The sequence below is a fragment of the uncultured Capnocytophaga sp. genome (assembly GCF_937936315.1).
GTDB lineage: Bacteria > Bacteroidota > Bacteroidia > Flavobacteriales > Flavobacteriaceae > Capnocytophaga.
On sequence record NZ_CALGWU010000031.1, the window covers coordinates 15,686 to 33,377 of the forward strand.

General features: G+C 34.9%; 20 protein-coding genes and 1 pseudogene. 16 read left to right on the forward strand and 5 right to left on the reverse strand.

The window, feature by feature from the left end:
* Nucleotides 1-7: 7 nt before the first annotated feature.
* From Q0162_RS05605 to Q0162_RS05650, 10 genes are all read left to right on the forward strand, one after another.
* The gene (locus Q0162_RS05605) at nt 8-1,117 is read left to right on the forward strand and encodes a sugar-binding protein (protein WP_297890227.1); all 1,110 of its coding nucleotides are present in this window, start codon (nt 8-10) and stop codon (nt 1,115-1,117) included.
* Nucleotides 1,118-1,453, forward strand: a complete 336-nt coding sequence (locus Q0162_RS05610; protein ID WP_297890228.1) for a 2Fe-2S iron-sulfur cluster-binding protein — start codon at nt 1,118-1,120, stop codon at nt 1,451-1,453. It abuts the gene before it with no gap.
* Nucleotides 1,454-1,508: 55 nt separating this feature from the next.
* On the forward strand, nt 1,509-2,027 hold the full coding sequence (locus Q0162_RS05615; RefSeq protein ID WP_297890229.1) for a hypothetical protein: 519 nt from the start codon (nt 1,509-1,511) through the stop codon (nt 2,025-2,027).
* A gap of 2 nt (nt 2,028-2,029) precedes the next feature.
* The gene (gene dnaX / locus Q0162_RS05620) at nt 2,030-3,121 is read left to right on the forward strand and encodes a DNA polymerase III subunit gamma/tau (RefSeq protein WP_297890231.1); all 1,092 of its coding nucleotides are present in this window, start codon (nt 2,030-2,032) and stop codon (nt 3,119-3,121) included.
* Nucleotides 3,122-3,531: 410 nt separating this feature from the next.
* A complete protein-coding gene (locus Q0162_RS05625; protein ID WP_235607180.1) occupies nt 3,532-3,723 on the forward strand; it encodes a hypothetical protein in 192 nt (63 codons plus the stop codon).
* Between the two features lie 171 nt (nt 3,724-3,894).
* On the forward strand, nt 3,895-4,659 hold the full coding sequence (locus Q0162_RS05630; protein ID WP_002679202.1) for a DeoR/GlpR family DNA-binding transcription regulator: 765 nt from the start codon (nt 3,895-3,897) through the stop codon (nt 4,657-4,659).
* A 30-nt stretch (nt 4,660-4,689) separates the two neighbouring features.
* Nucleotides 4,690-5,031 carry an arsenate reductase (glutaredoxin) gene (arsC, locus tag Q0162_RS05635; protein ID WP_002678984.1) on the forward strand — a complete coding sequence of 114 codons (342 nt, stop codon included), beginning with the start codon at nt 4,690-4,692 and terminating at the stop codon, nt 5,029-5,031.
* Between the two features lie 7 nt (nt 5,032-5,038).
* Nucleotides 5,039-5,914, forward strand: a complete 876-nt coding sequence (locus Q0162_RS05640; RefSeq protein WP_297890235.1) for an outer membrane beta-barrel protein — start codon at nt 5,039-5,041, stop codon at nt 5,912-5,914.
* 170 nt (nt 5,915-6,084) lie between these two features.
* Nucleotides 6,085-7,554 (forward strand): IMP dehydrogenase, encoded by a 1,470-nt coding sequence (guaB, locus tag Q0162_RS05645; protein ID WP_297890238.1) that lies wholly within the window; start codon nt 6,085-6,087, stop codon nt 7,552-7,554.
* Nucleotides 7,555-7,719: 165 nt separating this feature from the next.
* Nucleotides 7,720-8,589 (forward strand): mechanosensitive ion channel family protein, encoded by an 870-nt coding sequence (locus Q0162_RS05650; RefSeq protein WP_297890240.1) that lies wholly within the window; start codon nt 7,720-7,722, stop codon nt 8,587-8,589.
* Nucleotides 8,590-8,798: 209 nt separating this feature from the next.
* Here the strand turns inward: Q0162_RS05650 and Q0162_RS05655 are convergent, their stop codons facing one another.
* The gene (locus Q0162_RS05655; protein WP_297890242.1) at nt 8,799-9,698 is read right to left on the reverse strand and encodes a GYDIA family GHMP kinase; all 900 of its coding nucleotides are present in this window, start codon (nt 9,696-9,698) and stop codon (nt 8,799-8,801) included.
* A gap of 66 nt (nt 9,699-9,764) precedes the next feature.
* Between Q0162_RS05655 and Q0162_RS05660 the strand changes: the two genes are divergently transcribed.
* The 6 genes from Q0162_RS05660 to hemW all read left to right on the forward strand — a co-directional run bounded on the left by Q0162_RS05660 (nt 9,765) and on the right by hemW (nt 15,082).
* Nucleotides 9,765-10,676 carry a leucine-rich repeat domain-containing protein gene (locus Q0162_RS05660; RefSeq protein WP_297890244.1) on the forward strand — a complete coding sequence of 304 codons (912 nt, stop codon included), beginning with the start codon at nt 9,765-9,767 and terminating at the stop codon, nt 10,674-10,676.
* Between the two features lie 24 nt (nt 10,677-10,700).
* Nucleotides 10,701-11,759, forward strand: a complete 1,059-nt coding sequence (pdxA, locus tag Q0162_RS05665) for a 4-hydroxythreonine-4-phosphate dehydrogenase PdxA (protein ID WP_095897629.1) — start codon at nt 10,701-10,703, stop codon at nt 11,757-11,759.
* Between the two features lie 7 nt (nt 11,760-11,766).
* A complete protein-coding gene (locus tag Q0162_RS05670) occupies nt 11,767-12,666 on the forward strand; it encodes a Ppx/GppA phosphatase family protein (RefSeq protein WP_009751082.1) in 900 nt (299 codons plus the stop codon).
* A gap of 157 nt (nt 12,667-12,823) precedes the next feature.
* A complete protein-coding gene (locus Q0162_RS05675; protein ID WP_009751083.1) occupies nt 12,824-13,357 on the forward strand; it encodes a hypothetical protein in 534 nt (177 codons plus the stop codon).
* Between the two features lie 13 nt (nt 13,358-13,370).
* Nucleotides 13,371-13,916, forward strand: coding sequence for a crossover junction endodeoxyribonuclease RuvC (gene ruvC / locus Q0162_RS05680; RefSeq protein WP_002678957.1), 546 nt, complete (start codon nt 13,371-13,373; stop codon nt 13,914-13,916).
* 14 nt (nt 13,917-13,930) lie between these two features.
* Entirely contained in the window at nt 13,931-15,082 is a 1,152-nt protein-coding gene (gene hemW / locus Q0162_RS05685) for a radical SAM family heme chaperone HemW (protein ID WP_297890249.1), read from the forward strand.
* Here the strand turns inward: hemW and Q0162_RS05690 are convergent.
* The 4 genes and pseudogenes from Q0162_RS05690 to Q0162_RS05705 form a co-directional block, all read right to left on the reverse strand.
* On the reverse strand, nt 15,056-15,520 hold the full coding sequence (locus Q0162_RS05690) for a hypothetical protein (protein ID WP_297890250.1): 465 nt from the start codon (nt 15,518-15,520) through the stop codon (nt 15,056-15,058). The genes hemW and Q0162_RS05690 overlap by 27 nt on opposite strands.
* Nucleotides 15,513-16,841, reverse strand: coding sequence for an exonuclease domain-containing protein (locus Q0162_RS05695; protein ID WP_297890251.1), 1,329 nt, complete (start codon nt 16,839-16,841; stop codon nt 15,513-15,515). Before Q0162_RS05695 ends, Q0162_RS05690 begins: the two co-directional genes overlap by 8 nt.
* A gap of 105 nt (nt 16,842-16,946) precedes the next feature.
* Complete coding sequence (rplS, locus tag Q0162_RS05700) at nt 16,947-17,294, reverse strand: 50S ribosomal protein L19 (RefSeq protein WP_002678925.1); 348 nt, start codon at nt 17,292-17,294, stop codon at nt 16,947-16,949.
* A 200-nt stretch (nt 17,295-17,494) separates the two neighbouring features.
* Nucleotides 17,495-17,692, reverse strand: a pseudogene (locus tag Q0162_RS05705) (hypothetical protein); the annotation flags it as partial.

Consider the following 17,692-nt stretch of genomic DNA (forward strand, 5'->3'; position numbering starts at 1 on the left):
AAATAAAATGAAGAGTATAAATGTACTATTAGCAAGCACTTTTTTAGCATTTTCTGCTTCGCTAAATGCCCAAATTGATACAATTAGCAGCAAAACATTACTATTGAAAGGCAAAATTAAAAAAGTAGAAGATTATTCTTTTTTTCTCGACCCCGACCCTAAAGGTACTAAAACTTTCGATGGAAAAACTTATAGCGTTTTTCCTTATGCCGAAGATTGGAATATAGAAAAAGATGAAACTAAATCCTCTAAAACCAATATTGCTTATATTTTCGACAATACAGGTCGCAATCTCGAAGTAATCACTTACAATGCCGAGAATCAACCTTTCGGAGGAATGCGATTTTACTACGATAAGAAAGGTAGAATAAACAAAAGTCAATCATCTTTTTCCTTAGGAGATGGTGAACTTTTAGTAAACCGACAATACTTTTACAACGAGAAAAACCGATTAGTAAAAATAGATGAAATCGACGGCAATACCAATGAATGGCTCATTACTATTACCTACAAATATGATGATTTAGGCAATTGTATTGAGAGAAACAAAGTGGCGAGCAACTCTGCTTTAGAGAAGGATATACAATTGTATGAAGAAAAAAATCTTGTATTAGAAAAGAAAATACGTCCAGAGTATACTCGTGAAAAATCTTATAAGTACAATCAAATCAATAAAGTATCTGAAACAGAGGATAAAGTACTAAACAAAAATGTGTATTTGAAAACTGAAAATGAATATAACAAAGAAGGTTTGCTTTCTAAGGCTAAATTTCTAAACGCCTCAAGTCAAGAAACTATCTGTACATATAAATACAATAAAGCAGGACGTCTTTCTCAATCAATCTGCACAGCCACTGACGATCCCAATTTTTATGTAGAAACTAACTATATGTTTAACAAATCAGGAGAAACACAAGTTATAAAAACCCGTACAGAAGTAGCCTCTACCAAAGTATATGATGAACACAATCTGCTCACTTCCTATATTACAAAAGAACTTAACTACAAGTATCGTTATACTTTTGATAAAATGGGAAATTGGACACAGATATTGATGTTTGAAAATGATAAACCAATTTGTGCCCGTATTCGCAAGATAGAATACTTTGCTAAATAAATGAACGAGATACATCTAAAAATAACCGATCGCGAGGGGCTTCTATACGAAATAGAAGCCCCTACCGATATGAATATGAACCTAATGGAAGTAATGCGTGCCTACGAAATCGCCCAAGATGGTGAGATAGGAATCTGTGGAGGAATGGCTATGTGTGCTTCTTGTCAGTGTTACATACAGAATGAAAACGAGGTAGTGCTTCCTGAAATGGGTGAAGAAGAACAGGCAATGCTTTTCGAGGCTTTTCACGTACAACCCAATAGTAGGCTGGGATGTCAAATACCTATTACTCCTGAAATCAATGGATTAGAAGTGGTCTTAGCACCTTTTTCTTAAATAATAACCTTTAGTATATTATTTTTTTATATCTTTGCCCAAATATTGAAACTCAATGAATAGAAAAATACTTTTATTTGCTTTTATAATAGGGCTTTTTGCAATAGCTTGCAACGATGGTGATTTAGAGGTAGAAAACATTTCGTTTGAAAACTCAGATGTACTTTCTTGCAAGGCAAATGATACAGCAGTAAACTTTCTGTTTAAATACAGTCAAAAACAAGCTCTTATTCTAATCCTTCCTACAAGAGTTTTAGAGAACAAAGAGAAAACAGTTACAGGAACTATTCCTAGTAATTTTAAACTCTATTATCGTACGTTTAACGATGTGGTAACAAGCAATTATTTTTGTAATATCATTGCTCCTGCTTCTCCTCAAGTTACTTTTGAAAGCGAAGCTACTGGAGGTACTGTAACCATTAATACTCGACCTATTTACAACGAAAATACAGGCACTTTGTTGCGCTATGACCACCAAATAACAATTGATAACTTAGTCCTCTTAAATCAAGACCAGAACAAAATAGTAAATTCAAATTACATTTTTGGCACTTACCAAACTAACAAACAGTAGAGATGAACCACTTCGTAGTATCAGCACGTAAATATCGCCCACAATCCTTTCGTGATGTAGTAGGGCAACAAGCTATCACCAATACCCTCCTCAACGCCATTGAAAACAATCACTTGGCGCAGGCACTTCTTTTCACAGGACCGCGTGGTGTAGGGAAAACTACTTGTGCTCGTATCTTAGCCAAAAAGATAAATGAACAAACTGCTGGTGTAGAAGATGAAAATGACTTTGCCTTTAATATTTTTGAACTAGATGCTGCTTCTAATAATAGTGTAGATGATATACGCAAACTTATTGAACAAGTGCGCATACCCCCTCAAGTAGGCAAATACAAAGTATATATTATTGATGAGGTGCATATGTTATCACCCTCTGCTTTCAATGCTTTTCTCAAAACTTTAGAAGAGCCTCCTAAGCACGCTATCTTCATCCTAGCAACTACCGAAAAACACAAAATCATTCCTACTATTTTATCACGTTGCCAGATATTTGATTTCAAGCGCATTACTATTAATGATATTCGAGAATATCTAAAATATATAGCTCAACAACAAGAAATTGATGCAGAGGACGAAGCCTTACAAATCATCGCACAAAAAGCCGATGGAGCTATGCGTGATGCCCTTTCTATCTTTGACCGTGTAGTGAGCTTTTCAGGAGAGAAAATTACCCGACAAGCTACTTCCGAAATACTAAATGTACTCGACTACGAAGTTTATTTTAAAGTAACTGACCTTATTTTAGATAATAAACTTCCAGAGTTGTTAGTAGCATTCAACGATACGATAGCACAAGGTTTTGATGGTAATCACTTTATAGCTGGTTTAGCAAGCCATTTCCGTGATTTAATGGTATGTAAAAATCCTACTACCATAACTCTAATGGAAGTAGGGGAGGAGACTCAAAAAAAATATACCGAACAAAGCACTCGTGCTACTGTTCCTTTCTTAATGGATGCCATCGCTATTGCAAACGATTGCGACCTGAAATATCGCACCAGCAAGAACCAGCGACTATTGGTAGAAATAGCTTTAATGCAACTCGCCTCTATAACTTACCAAGGAGATAAAAAAAAAATGATGGACGCTTCATAATTCCGTCTTATGATTTTAATAGTCAAGAACATTCCTCCAATGAGATCATAAACATATCTTATCTGCAACAACCTAAAGTAGTAGTATCTTCAGCTTCTATACCTAATATTCCGCAAATCAGTAAGGAACAGCGTAGTAATGTAGTTTCAGGGTTTTCTATTAAGAGTGTACATGTAAAAATAGAACATCAAAAGAATAGCAAAGAAATTATAATAGACCCTAATTCTTTACCTAAAGAACTATTTACTCAAGAGGCTTTTCAAAACTATTGGGATAATTATATAGAAGAACTACTTACAAAAGGAGAACGTATACAAGCCTCTATTCTAAAGATAGCCAATTTAAAACTAGATGGAACTACCATTGATTTGGAAGTGTCTAGTAATACTGCAAAAATTGAAATACTGAATATGGAACACCATTTATTGGATTATCTACATAGATCATTACGTAATTATGATATAAATATTCAGATAAATGTAAATGAAGAGATTGCTAAGAAAATAGCGGTTACTCCTGAGGATAAATATGAGCGATTATTAGAAGAAAATCCTCTGTTACAAGATTTTAAAAATGCTTTTAGCTTAATGTTAAAACCTTAATTATCTGTATTGTAAAATATTATTGCTATTGTATTTAACTGCAATAGCATTTTTTTATTTCTAAAACTTTTGTTTTTTTTAGTATAATGTTTAACTTTGCCGTCAAATTGTTAATATAGGACTTTTTTGAACTAACTATTTTCAATACGAATATTAATAAAATTATAAAATATGAAAGTACTTAATGAACGACAGTCTAAGATTTTGGAGAGCTTAGAAACCAAAAAGTACATCAGCGTAAATGAACTGAGTGAAAAACTTAAAGTTTCAGTAGTTACTATACGTAAAGACTTAACGCTCTTAGAACAAGAAGGTTACCTACACCGTACTCACGGAGGTGCTAGTAAGCAAATGCGCTATGTATTTGACCAAACAGTAACTGAGAAAGAAACTCAAAATGTAGAAGAAAAAACGCGTATTATTACTAAAGCGTTAGACTTTATCAAAGAAAATGAGTTTATTATACTTTCATCAGGAACTACAGTTAATTTATTAGCTCAAAAACTTTATGGCTTCCGTAATCTTACTGTATTAACCCCTTCATTAAGGGTTGCCTTAGAAGTATGCAAAAACCCTAACGTAAACACTATCCACCTAGGAGGTGAGGTACGCAAAAATTCTACCTCTACTATAGGCGTACTCGCCGAAGAAACTCTTAGCAACTTCTCTTGTACTACTTTATTCTTAGGAATAGAAGGTATAGATCTTGATTATGGCTTGAGTTCTACCAATGTAGGAGAAGCTCATCTCAACAAAAAAATGATGGAACGTGTAGATAAAACTATTGTCCTTGCTGACTCCTCAAAAATACATAAACGCGGTTTTGGATTCATTTGTTACGTCGAAAAAATAGATATGCTCATCACCGATAGTAACGTAGACCCTGAATTTGTAGAAGAACTTGAAAAAAGAGGTGTAGAAGTAGTAATTTGCTAACTAGCAAATTCACAAATTAATAAATTGTTTATGATACAAATATATCACAATCCTAAATGCTCCAAATCGCGTTGTGGTTTGGAGCTTTTAAAAGAATCTAATAAAGCATATCAAGTTGTAGATTACCTTAAAGAAGGTATTTCTAAAGAACAAATTAAAGAGTTACTCACTAAATTACAACTATCTCCTATTGAATTAGTTCGTACTAAAGAAAATGTCTGGAAAGAACATTTTAAAGGAAAAACACTTACTGATGAACAAATCATAGAAGCAATGGTACAATATCCTCAGCTTATCGAACGCCCTATCGTTGTGGTAGGTGATAAAGCTGTAATAGGTCGCCCTACTGAAAAAATAAATGATATTATATAATTAACAAATGAGAAAAACACTATTATGTGCCATTGCTTTCGTTTGGGGAGCAACAGCTATGTACTCACAAGCATACATTTCTGTGAGTGGTGGGTATGGATTTAAAGCTCACGAAAAGACATTAGGTAGAGATGCTTCCAATCCTACTGCCATTACTGATTTAAAAGGAAGCTATGGCGAAGGTTATCAAGCACAATTGCGCGGAGGTTATTTCTTCCACAAACATTGGGGAGCTGAATTAGCTTTGGGATATCTCCACGGAGAGGATATGACAACCAACAAAAACCAAGTTTTGAATATGAAAGGACACGGTCGTGCTTATGGCGCTTCTCTTTCATTAGTATTCAACATTACTGATAATTTATATGTACGTGCTGGAGGAGTTACAAAAATAGGTGGTAAAACTGAAATAGAAACAGAACTTAATGTTGCTAATCTTCCATTAAAACTATTTAATCCAATGGCTCCTGCTGGAGCAACTGTAGATATGAAAGCTGATTTCAACAATAATTTCCACGGAAAAATACCTTTTGGTTTTATAGGAGGAATAGGTTATCGTTTTAAAGTGGCTGATAAAGTAGCTTTTTTTATAGAAGGTGAGTACCTCAACATCAATGTACCACGCAAGGAATCTAAACTAAAAGATTTCTCAGCAACTCGTACTATAGCAGGCACTACTTCTGCAATTAGCCTTCAAGAGTTTAAAACTTATATGGCAACTCTACAAAATGCTCCTGCTTCTCCTCAAACAGCAGCATTGAAACAATTGGTTACTCAAATATCACCTTTATTGGAAGACACTTATAGTTGGGAAGGAAAGGGAGCTCCTGATGCTCCTTATTCATCTATAGGGGTTCATTTTGGAGTAACCTATACTTTTTAGAAAATTTTCTTCACTATAATAAAAAAACACTTATCAGTTGAAAGTTTATCAAAACTGATAGGTGTTTTCTTACTAAAAGTAATCAATAAAAGAAAAATACTCAGTAAAAAATTTGCTTCATATATAAAAAAAGAAGTACATTTGCACGCAACTAAATTCTCTTTTTTAAAATGAATTTCCAAGATAAAATTATTAATGAGGGGCTTACCTATGACGATGTCCTTCTTATCCCCAATTACTCTGAGGTATTACCTCGAGAAGTATCAATTACCTCACATTTTACTCGTAATATCACTCTAAATGTACCCATTATCTCTGCAGCAATGGATACTGTAACTGAAGCTGCTATGGCTATAGCTATGGCACGTGAAGGAGGTATAGGAGTGCTCCACAAAAATATGACTATTGAGGAGCAAGCTAAACAAATACGCAAAGTCAAACGTGCCGAAAGCGGTATGATTATCGACCCCGTTACACTTCCATTAAACAGCAAAGTGAGTGATGCAAAACGCTGTATGAAAGAAAATAGTATTGGAGGTATTCCTATTGTTGATGACAATGGAATATTAAAAGGCATTGTAACTAACCGTGATTTACGCTTTGAACACGATAACAATCGCCCTATAACCGAAGTAATGACCTCTAAAAATCTTGTAATTGCCAACGAAGGTACTTCTATGAAAGAAGCTGAGGGTATTTTACAACGCAGTAAGGTAGAAAAACTACCAGTAGTAGATAAAAATTATAAATTAGTAGGACTTATAACCTTCCGAGACATTGCCAACTTGCAAGAAAAATCTATTTCTAACAAAGATAGCTTAGGACGATTGCGTGTCGCAGCAGCCTTAGGCGTTACTGCCGATGTAGTAGACCGTGCCCAAGCCCTTGTACAAGCAGGAGTTGATGCCGTAGTTATCGATACAGCTCACGGACATACAAAAGGCGTAGTGAGCGCTCTTAAAGCCGTAAAAAGCAAGTTCGCCGACTTAGATGTAGTTGTAGGAAATATTGCCACTGCCGAGGCTGCACTTTATTTAGCTGAAAATGGTGCTGATGCAGTGAAGGTAGGTATAGGTCCAGGCTCTATATGCACTACTAGAGTGGTGGCAGGCGTTGGTTATCCTCAATTATCAGCGGTAATGAACGTGGCAAATGCTCTTAAAGGCAAAGGAATTCCAGTGATTGCAGATGGAGGTATTCGCTATACTGGCGATATAGTAAAAGCTATAGCAGCAGGTGCTAATAGTGTAATGCTTGGCTCTCTGCTTGCTGGTACAAAGGAATCTCCAGGAGAAACTATAATTTTTGAAGGTAGAAAATACAAGTCTTATCGTGGTATGGGATCGGTAGAAGCAATGAACCAAGGTAGTAAAGACCGCTATTTTCAAGATGTTGAAGATGATATTAAAAAACTTGTTCCTGAAGGCATTGTAGGACGCGTAGCATACAAAGGTGAATTACAAGAAAGTATGCATCAGTTCATCGGAGGCTTGCGCGCAGGTATGGGATACTGTGGAGCCAAGGATATCGAAACGTTGCAAGCCGTGAGTCGCTTTGTGCGCATCACCGCAAGCGGAATTACCGAAAGCCACCCCCATAATATTACCATCACCAAAGAAGCTCCTAATTATTCGCGTTAGTAAACGAATAAAACTCCTAAAAATGAGGCTGTCTAATCTTTTCAGACAGCCTCGTTTATATAATAAAAATTAACCATATTTTCCTTACATCGAACTCACGTTAAATAACAAAAAACAACATATTTTGTACTTTTACCACCTGATAAAATAAATCTATTAGAGAAAATGGAAAACGGAATAGTAAATGATTACATTAATATTATAGAAGTATTTACTAAAAAAATACATCTATGGGTTCAACTCTTCATCAATAAAACACCTAATATTGTTATAGCCTTATTAGTTTTTATTTTAGGTTTTTATCTTTCTAGACTTATCAAAAAAATAGTCATTCGTATCTTAGAAAAGCGTGGTGTAAAACCTTCTTCACGCATAATGCTTGGCAATATTATTTCTGTGTTGGTAGTTATTACCTTCTTTATGTTTTCGCTAAATATTTTAGACCTCGAAAATATGTTTAAAACCATTTTGGCAGGGGCAGGAGTAGCAGGTTTAGCTATCGGTTTGGCTTTACAAGGTACGCTTAGTAATACTTTTTCAGGTATTACCTTATCTTTTAGCAAGAGCATTCGCATAGGGCATCAAATTGAAACTATGGGCTATACAGGTACTATTGAAGATATAAATTTGCGTACTATCAAGCTTAAAATGGCTGACGGAAACTATGTGTCGATACCTAATAAGCTTATAGTCGATAATCCTATGAAAAATTATTCTGAAAGTGATACTGCCAATGTATTAGTTACTTGTGGCGTAGGTTATGAATCGGATTTGGAGCAGGTGAAAATGCTTACTGAAACTACTATTCGGCAAATGATGAAACAAAAAGAGCTTGATACTACCATTTCTTTTTATTATACTGAGTTCGCCGATAGTTCTATCAATTTTATTGTCTATTTTACTATTCCTTCCAAGAAACTTTCTGAGTCTTTTTTGTATAAATCAGAAGCTATAATGGCTATCAAGAAGTGTTTTGATGCTCATAATATAAATATACCTTTCCCTATTCGTACCATTCAGATGGATAAACAATAAAAATTGAACCCAATGGAACCTATCCGAAAAGTCTCAAAATCGTATTTACATCCCTACTCTTTGCCAAAGTTGATTATTTTGATAATCAATTACTTTTAGAGTATGTTGTGTAGGGGCGTTTTGCAAGCGCCCACATAAATAGAACTTTTCGTGTAGCCTCATCTCTCTTATATTGCACTCTATAGTTTAAACTAGTGCATTTACCTTTCTCATATCATTTCATTGTAAGGAATACAAATGTCAAATCCCTTGGAGGAAAAATAACTTGGGGTATCTTCTTTTTCCGAAATAGCTAATACAAAATCTCCTCCCCAAGCTCCTAAACTCTTTACTGTACCATTGTAATCAGGGAAAAAACGTTCTTTAACTGTAGGGATACCAAGATACTCACTAACAAGTGCTTCGTGTTCATTGAGTATGGCAGAGAAATCGGCTATAGTATAGGCTAAAACTAGTTGCTCAGTAAGATGTGTAATCCTCTCAGCGAGTTTACGTTTGCTTTTACTTATTGAACGATATTTAGCAATCCCTTCTTTACTATTTTGTTTTTGGTTGAGATAAACAAAGTAAATATGGTCTGTATAGGGAAAAAGAAAGCGCAAGGGGTAGCTATGAGGTTTGCCTTCTTGAAGACGGTATAACAAAGGCATTTTACTTTTAGCACAAGCAATGTCATAACCACTTCCTCCAAAACTCTTAAAAAGAAGTTCATACGGGTTTACCTCTGCCCACTGGGCTATATTATTGATAAGTGTTGACGAAGTTCCTAACCCCCACAAACGAGGAAATTCTAAATGCGTCTGCACTTGTGAATGTATCCATTTGTCTTTAAAATCAGGATTGAGTTCTGCAGCTGTAGTGAGTATTTTTTGTAGAGTTTGAGCCACTTTCTGGTCATCATCTGTTGTAAGCACAGCACTATCAAACCACAAATTACCATTGCTATCAAAGGCTTGCCAGCGTCCTTGCTCATTATTTTCAGTCACTTCTAATGTTTGTCCTTTTCGGGTAGGAAGAGCAAAAGCAAGTGCCCCATCAAGCACTGCGTATTCACCTGTGATAAGCAATTTACCATTGCTATGAAAAGAATAAGTTTGTGTTACTCTCATATTTTTTATATCTTTGCACTCTGAAAGTACAAAAGTAATAATTATTTACAGATAAAAAGTAGAACAATGAAAAAAATAAAACAACTTTTATGCTCCTTTATCATCGCAATTCCTATGTTTATTCAAGCGCAATCTATACGAGTAAACATTGCCACTTTCGATGGTAACGAACTTAATATCAACTCAGTTGATGAATTGACAAAAGCTAACTTTGCTAATTTCAAAGAGGTAAAGATTTATAGTAACGACCAAGTACAATTAGATGAAAATTTGCTAAAAAAACTACTCACCGAGGCAAAACAATTAGAATATTTAGAAATAAAAGAAGTGGGCATCCCTACTTTTCCTGAATTGAATGCCGAAAATAAATCACTAAAAACATTAGTATTACGCCTCAATAACCTCACTAAACTACCCGAAAATATTGGTCATTTTTCTGCTCTACAAACTATAGACATCTACAATCCTATTACTGAAATTCCTAATTCTTTCATCAACTTACAACAATTAGAAAATTTAAAGTTTGAGGGAGCTGAATTAATTGTTTTCCCTGAACAAGTATTTGCCTTGTCTAAACTAAAATCACTCATCATTAGTCAGTTTGACACTAAAAATAAAATCAAAACTCTTCCTGATAATTTCGACAAATTGCCTTTGCTCGAAGAACTATCTTTGCGCAATGCTGCACTTACTGAAGTTCCTGCCTCTATAGGGCGTTTGCAACACTTGGAAAACGTATATTTCAATGCGAACAATCTTACCAAATTACCTCAAGCATTAGCTGAAAATTCTCATTTAACTTATGTAAATATCAATAACAACCCGCTTGATTTTAAACAATTTATAAAATCTGTAGAAAAAGTACAATGGAAAGGGGTTTTGTATATAAACAACCGTAATTTTACTACCCAACAATATGAAGAAGTAGAAAAACGCCTACCTAAAATAACCGTATTCTACAATCAAAAAGAAGAATAATACTCTAAAAACATCTCAATTTTTATGAAAGATAAACTGATAAAAGTAGGTATTTCCATTGGTGATATGAATGGAATAGGACTTGAGATTATCCTCAAAACCTTTGAAGACCACCAAATATTGGAATTGTGTACCCCTATTATTTTTGCTTCTAATAAATTAGTTTCTTTCCAAAAGAAACATTTCAATACAATGGCTAATTTTCAAGGTATTGATAGTGTAGATGCCGCCATTGAAGGTAAACTAAATGTACTCAACTGCTGGAAAGAAACTCCTACAGTTACCTTTGGTCAGGAAACTGAAGAAGGTGGAAAATATGCTTTCCTATCGTTACAAGCTGCTGTAGAAGCTCTTAAAAATAATGAAATTGATGTATTAGTAACTGCTCCTATCAATAAAAACAACATCCAATCGGATAATTTTCACTTCCCTGGTCACACTGATTACTTAGCTAAAGAACTCAATGGTACCAGCCTAATGTTTATGGTAAGTGAAGACTTAAAGGTAGGATTACTTACAGATCACGTGCCTCTAAAAAACGTATCCTCTCTCATTACCGAATCACTCATTATGGAGAAAGCTCGTTTGATGAATGAATCTCTCATCAAAGATTTCCGCTTGCAACGCCCTAAAATAGCTGTATTAGGTATCAATCCTCATTGTGGAGACAAAGGAGTTATTGGCAATGAAGATGATGAAGTACTACGTCCTGCCTTAAAAAAACTGTATTTCGATGAAAATATATTAGTATTTGGTCCTTTTGCTGCCGATAGTTTCTTTGGTTCTCAAACTTATCGCAACTACGATGCTATACTTGCCCCTTATCACGACCAAGGGCTTATAGCTTTCAAAACCATTGCTTTTGGCAGTGGTGTGAACTACACAGCTGGACTTAGCAAAGTACGCACTTCCCCCGATCACGGTACTGCTTACGAGATAGCAGGTAAGGGTATTGCCGAACCTGAGTCATTCCGCCACGCTATTTACACTGCCTTAGATGTATTCAGAAATCGGGAAGAATATGCCGAGCTAACTAAAAACCCTCTGAAAGTACGTACTTTAGAAGCTGATAAAGATAAATAATTACAATATGAATATCAAAAAGTTAGGAGCTATAGACATAGGGTCTAATGGGGTGAGATTGCTCATCTCTAACGTTTTAGAAGAACCTAATGAAGCTCCAAAATTCACCAAAGCAAGCTTAGTTCGTGTGCCTATCCGTTTGGGAGCTGATGTGTTTTTAGATGGACTTATCTCTCCTGAAAATACTGATAGATTAGCTGATGCTATGCAAGCCTTTAGCTTGCTGATGAAAATAAATCAAGTAGAAAACTATCGTGCTTGCGCTACTTCGGCAATGCGTGAATCTACTAATGGACAACAAGTAGCCGATGAAGTTTATAAACGCACTGGCGTACGCATTGAAATTATAGATGGCGCTGAAGAGGCGAGCATCATTGCTTCTACCGATATTTCAAGTTTGATACAAAAAGATAAAGATTATCTGTATATAGATGTGGGAGGAGGTAGTACTGAGTTCACTGTTTTTTCTAAAGGAAAAGTAAAAAAATCGCGTTCATTCCCTATTGGTACAGTGCGTTTATTAGATAACAAGGTGAGCGACAAAACATGGGAAGATGTTGAAAAATGGATAAAAAAACACACTAAAGATTGCGAACATATAGAAGCCATAGGTTCTGGCGGAAATATCAATAAAATTCATAAGAACTCTAATAGTAAAGAAGGTGAACCTCTTAGCTATCAGTATCTCACCGATTATCACAACTATGTTTCTGGTTTTTCTTATGAAGAACGCATTAGGCTCTTAGGATTCAATCCCGATCGCGCCGACGTAATCCTCTATGCTCTCACTGTATTCACTAATGCAATGAAATGGTCGGGAGCTGAGATTGTTCACGTACCTCGTATTGGTCTCGCCGATGGTATCGTAAGGACTATTTACAACAAAGAAAACAACGTTATAAAATAAGCTGAAAATAATTATATTTATCTTATTATCAGTAGTTTGTAAATTTAACTACTCTGTAAATTACACTTTAAAACCTCAAAAAATAAACAATTTATTTTTATAAATCATTTTTTTGTAATACTTTTGAGCCCTAAAAACATTTAATACACATTCAATTATGAAATTTTACTTTTGTTTTTTAGCTTTATTCTTAGCCTTTGCTTCTTGCAAAAAGAATGGTTCTCAACTCACTCCTGAACAGAAAGAAGCTGAGTTACAAAAAAAATTAGACTCTCTTGCTAAGATTAAATTTGATGAAGTAATAAAAGAAGACGTAGATACTTACCCTATTTTTAAAGGGGTATGCGATACCGCTACTACTAAACCTACTCAAAAAGAATGCTTTGAGAAAACTTTTGCAGCTCTCTTTGAAGAACGCTTGCGAAAAGACCCTTACGAAGTGTCTGAACCTATTAAAGATAGTGTTATTCTCAACATAAAAGTAGATAATATCGGAAAAATAGTGCTCATAGATATCAAAGCTGATGAGAAAACTAAAGAACTACTCAGTACCGAAAATGAAAGTTTTGAAGATTCTTTGCGCGCTAATCTATCAATGTTGTCTGATAATGATGCCATTGCCCCTGCTACTAAAAACGGACAAAATGTGAGCACTCAATTTGAACTCCCTATTAAAATTAACGTTAAATAATCTGTAGTAGCTTTTGGAACGTATTATTTTAGGTATCGACCCTGGTACTACTATTATGGGCTTTGGACTTATTCAGGTGGAAAGAGATACTATGAAACTCTTACAACTGAATGAACTTCAACTCAGTAAATACAGCAATCACTACTTAAAACTAAGTGTGATTTTCAATCGTACTTTAGAACTAATTGACACTTACAAACCCGATGAATTAGCTATTGAAGCACCTTTCTTTGGTAAAAATGTACAATCAATGTTGAAATTAGGACGAGCACAAGGGGTAGCAATGGCCGCAGGTTTATCGCGCCAAATTCCTATTACTGAATACGAACCTAAAAAGGTAAAAATGGCTATTACGGGCAATGGTAGTGCTTCTAAGGAACAAGTAGCCAAAATGCTTCAACAACTTCTAAACATAAAAGAACTTCCCAAACACTTCGATGCAACCGATGGATTAGCTGTAGCTGTTTGTCACTTTTTTAATGGTGGTAAGGCACAAAAACAGCAAAGCTATAGTGGTTGGGATGCTTTTGTAAAACAAAACCAAGACCGTATAGGTTAAAAAAACACTTCACTTTGTATAGCTTATACATTCATATTCCTTTTTGTAGGCGTGCATGTCATTATTGTGATTTCCATTTTTCAACTACTCTAAAAAGAAAAGGAGAAATGGTGAATGCCCTTTGTAAGGAACTCATTTTGCGCAAGAATGAAGCTATAAATAGTGAATTACAAACAGTCTACTTAGGAGGAGGGACACCCAGTATCCTTTCGTATGACGAATTACAACAACTTTTTCATACAATCTTCACATATTACAAGGTAAGTCCCTCAGCCGAAATTACCTTGGAAGCTAATCCTGATGACTTTTTTAGAGGCTCCTCTCCCCAACAAATGTTAGAACAATTGCACTCTTTAGGTATCAATAGGTTAAGTTTGGGTGTACAATCGTTTTTTGAAGAGGACTTACAATTGATGAACAGAGTACATAGTGTAGCTCAAGTAGAAACTTTATTGCAGATAACTCCACAATATTTTGATAACATCACTATTGATTTAATTTATGGCATTCCTCGAATGAGTAAGGAACGTTGGCAGGAAAATATCAATAAGGCGCTGTCTTTTAATATTCCACATATCTCAGCCTATGCTCTTACAGTTGAAGAAAAAACAGCTTTGCACAAGTTTATAGCTACGGGAAAAATATCACCTATAAACGATGAGCAAGCCTATACACACTTTCAAATACTGATAGACACTCTTGAAAAAGAAGGGTTTATACAATATGAGTTTTCAAATTTTGGTAAAGAAGGGTATTTTAGTAAGAATAACACAGCGTATTGGTTTGGCAAACCTTATATGGGAATAGGTCCTTCAGCTCATAGTTTTAATGGAAAAGAACGCAGTTGGAATATTGCTCACAACATTAAGTATATACAACAGATACAGCAGGGAATATTACCTCAGGAAAAAGAAGAACTTACCCTCAACAACCAATATAACGAACTCATCATCACACGTATACGCACGATGGTAGGAATTGATTTAGAAGAAGTGAGAATAGTATTTGGGGATGATTACTGTCAATATTTATTACAGCAAGCACAGAAGTACCTTGCCGATGAGCTTTTAACAATAGAAGAAAACCACCTGAAAGTAACGCGCAAGGGTAAGTTTCTTTCAGATGGTATAGCTTCCGATTTATTTAGGGTGGATGACCTCATCTAGGGCTTTAAAGGTAACATTTTGGTTGCCATCAATGTGGTATTCCAAAAGCAGGTCGCCCCACAATTCACCATCAGTAAATTCACAAATCACCCATTTTTCATTGAGTATTCTTATTTTATTAAATAAGAATTTGCCGTTAGACTCTGATTTGATATAAGGGTTATGATCCTTTACATTCATTTCCATTAGCGCATTCATAACAATTTGTGAAGGATTGTCAATTTTTAAATCTTCAAAATATTGTTGTGCTAATTCATTAGTTTCAAGACTGAAATTCAATGCTTCAAGGCGTTGTTCGTCAATCTTTTTGATAGAATCAGTAAGTTTTGAAATCTTTTCAGCCGATTCCTTTAATGCTGTAGCACTTTTATTGTTCGTTGAATTACAACTTGCCAAAACAGCAGTTCCTAAGAGTGTAATAAAAAAATGTTTATTCATTATGATAAGGTTTTTGTTCGCTTAGTTTGAGTACCTTCACCTTGGAGTTCTTGCGAAGATAAGCGTGTAAAAGGTGTCGGTTGAGTAAAGAATTGGCTAAAGGAGTGATAAGGGTTTCTAAAATAGAACGTTGTGTGAGTTGGTAGTTCAGATTTAAAAATCCATACCCTTTGATATTGCCATCTATTACTAAAATCATACTTTTTTCACCTACTACTCTGCCTTTATCTACAATTGCTATATCTTCATTTTGGAGCCCGTATTTAGCAAAAATTTCTTTAACTCGTTTATTATATATTTCAGGAGATTCGTTATTGAAATCTACTTCATTAAGCAGAAATTCTTTTTCTATACGTTTCAAAAAAAACAATCCTTCTTTTAGTGTTTCAAAAGTAGTGATAAAATTGTTTTGCGATTGCAACAATTCTATAGAAAAACAGAGGTATCCTCTTTTGTTGTAATGAGAAGTAAGTATATAGTTGATATTCTTTAATTTATCAATACTCCGGTTGTTGCATTTAGGATTGTTAAGTTGTATAAGTTCTAATTCTTTAAGGGTTGCAATGAGTTCATTTCCCATTTCTTCATAAGTTACCTTATAAGTATGGCGTTGCAAATATCTATCGCGTTTAGAGGGAGAGGTGAGCAATTGGTTCACCCGTCCTTTGATGTTTTTATGTTTTCCTACATAGATAATTTTACCTTCTTTGTTGTGGATATAGAATACGCCTAAGGTTTCAGGGAGTGCATCGAGTATTTTTAGGTGTCGTGAAGCCATTTCTAAACGCACATCATTCTTCACTGAAGCAGTTATAATACTCTTTTTAGTGTCTTTTTCAAGTAAATATTTAAAAAGATTGAGGGTAGCCATAGCATCGCCCGAAGCACGATGGCGTTCACTCATCGGGATACCTAAAGAATGCACTAATTTTCCTAAGCTATACGATTCTTTATCAGGAATGAGTTGTTGTGAAAGTTCTACTGTACAGAGTGTGGTTTTGATGTACTCATACCCTAAACGGCGAAATTCAGTTTGTAAAATGCGATAATCAAAGGTAGCATTGTGCCCAACGATGATACACCCCTCTGTAATTTCCACTATGCGTTTGGCTATCTCATAAAACTTTGGTGCATTGCGCAACATCTTGTTGTTGATGCCTGTAAGTTTAGTAACATAGTCTTGTATAGGGCGTTCGGGATTGATAAGAGAGATAAACTGATCGGTAATAGTATGTCCATCAAATTGATAAATAGCAATTTCGGTAATACCTTCTTCATCGTATTTACCTCCCGTAGTTTCTATGTCGAGTATTGCGTACAAATGTTTAAGTGTTAGGGATTAGATATTTATTCATTAGTAAATGAAAAAAAGCAAAGAGAAAGGCATACTTTACTCTTTGCTTTTATGTTGTTCATCAATTTTCTTTTAGCGAACTTCTTTAATACGGGCTTTTTTACCTGTAAGTCCTCTAAAGTAATAGATGCGAGCACGTCTAACTTTACCTTTTTTGTTTACTTCAATTTTTTGAAGGGCAGGCATATTGATAGGGAAGATACGTTCTACCCCTACTGTACCAGACATTTTGCGAATGGTAAATGTAGCTGTTACACCGTGACCTTTGCGTTGTATTACAACACCTTTAAAAAACTGAGTACGTTTTTTGTCTCCCTCTTTGATTTCATAATACACAGTGATAGTATCACCTGCTGAAAATTCTGGGAATTCTTTTTTCTCAATAAAGTTGTCTTGTACGTACTTTAATAATGGTTCCATAAAAAATATAAAATAATTATGTTATCATTGGGCAACATTCACGACTCTCGCCAGAGGTTACTCCAAATCGGGGGCAAAAGTACTATTTTTTTTTGAACTAACAAGTTTTTTTTATTTTTTTAATCCAACGTCCATTCCACCATCAAGTGCAATTTTTCAGATTACTTTCTGATAGAATAAATCTTTAGGTTTTTCAAAATCTAATACTTTTCTTGGTCTATTATTAATTTTATATTGATATTCTTTAATTTCTTTATCTGTAATATCCTTAAAATCAGTATTTTTTGGTATGTATTGCCGCACAAGACCATTAGTGTGTTCACTAAGACCTCGCTCCCAAGAACTGTTTTCTGACTTACAACCTCAGGGCGTTCTTCAATAGACTTTTTATCTTCCAC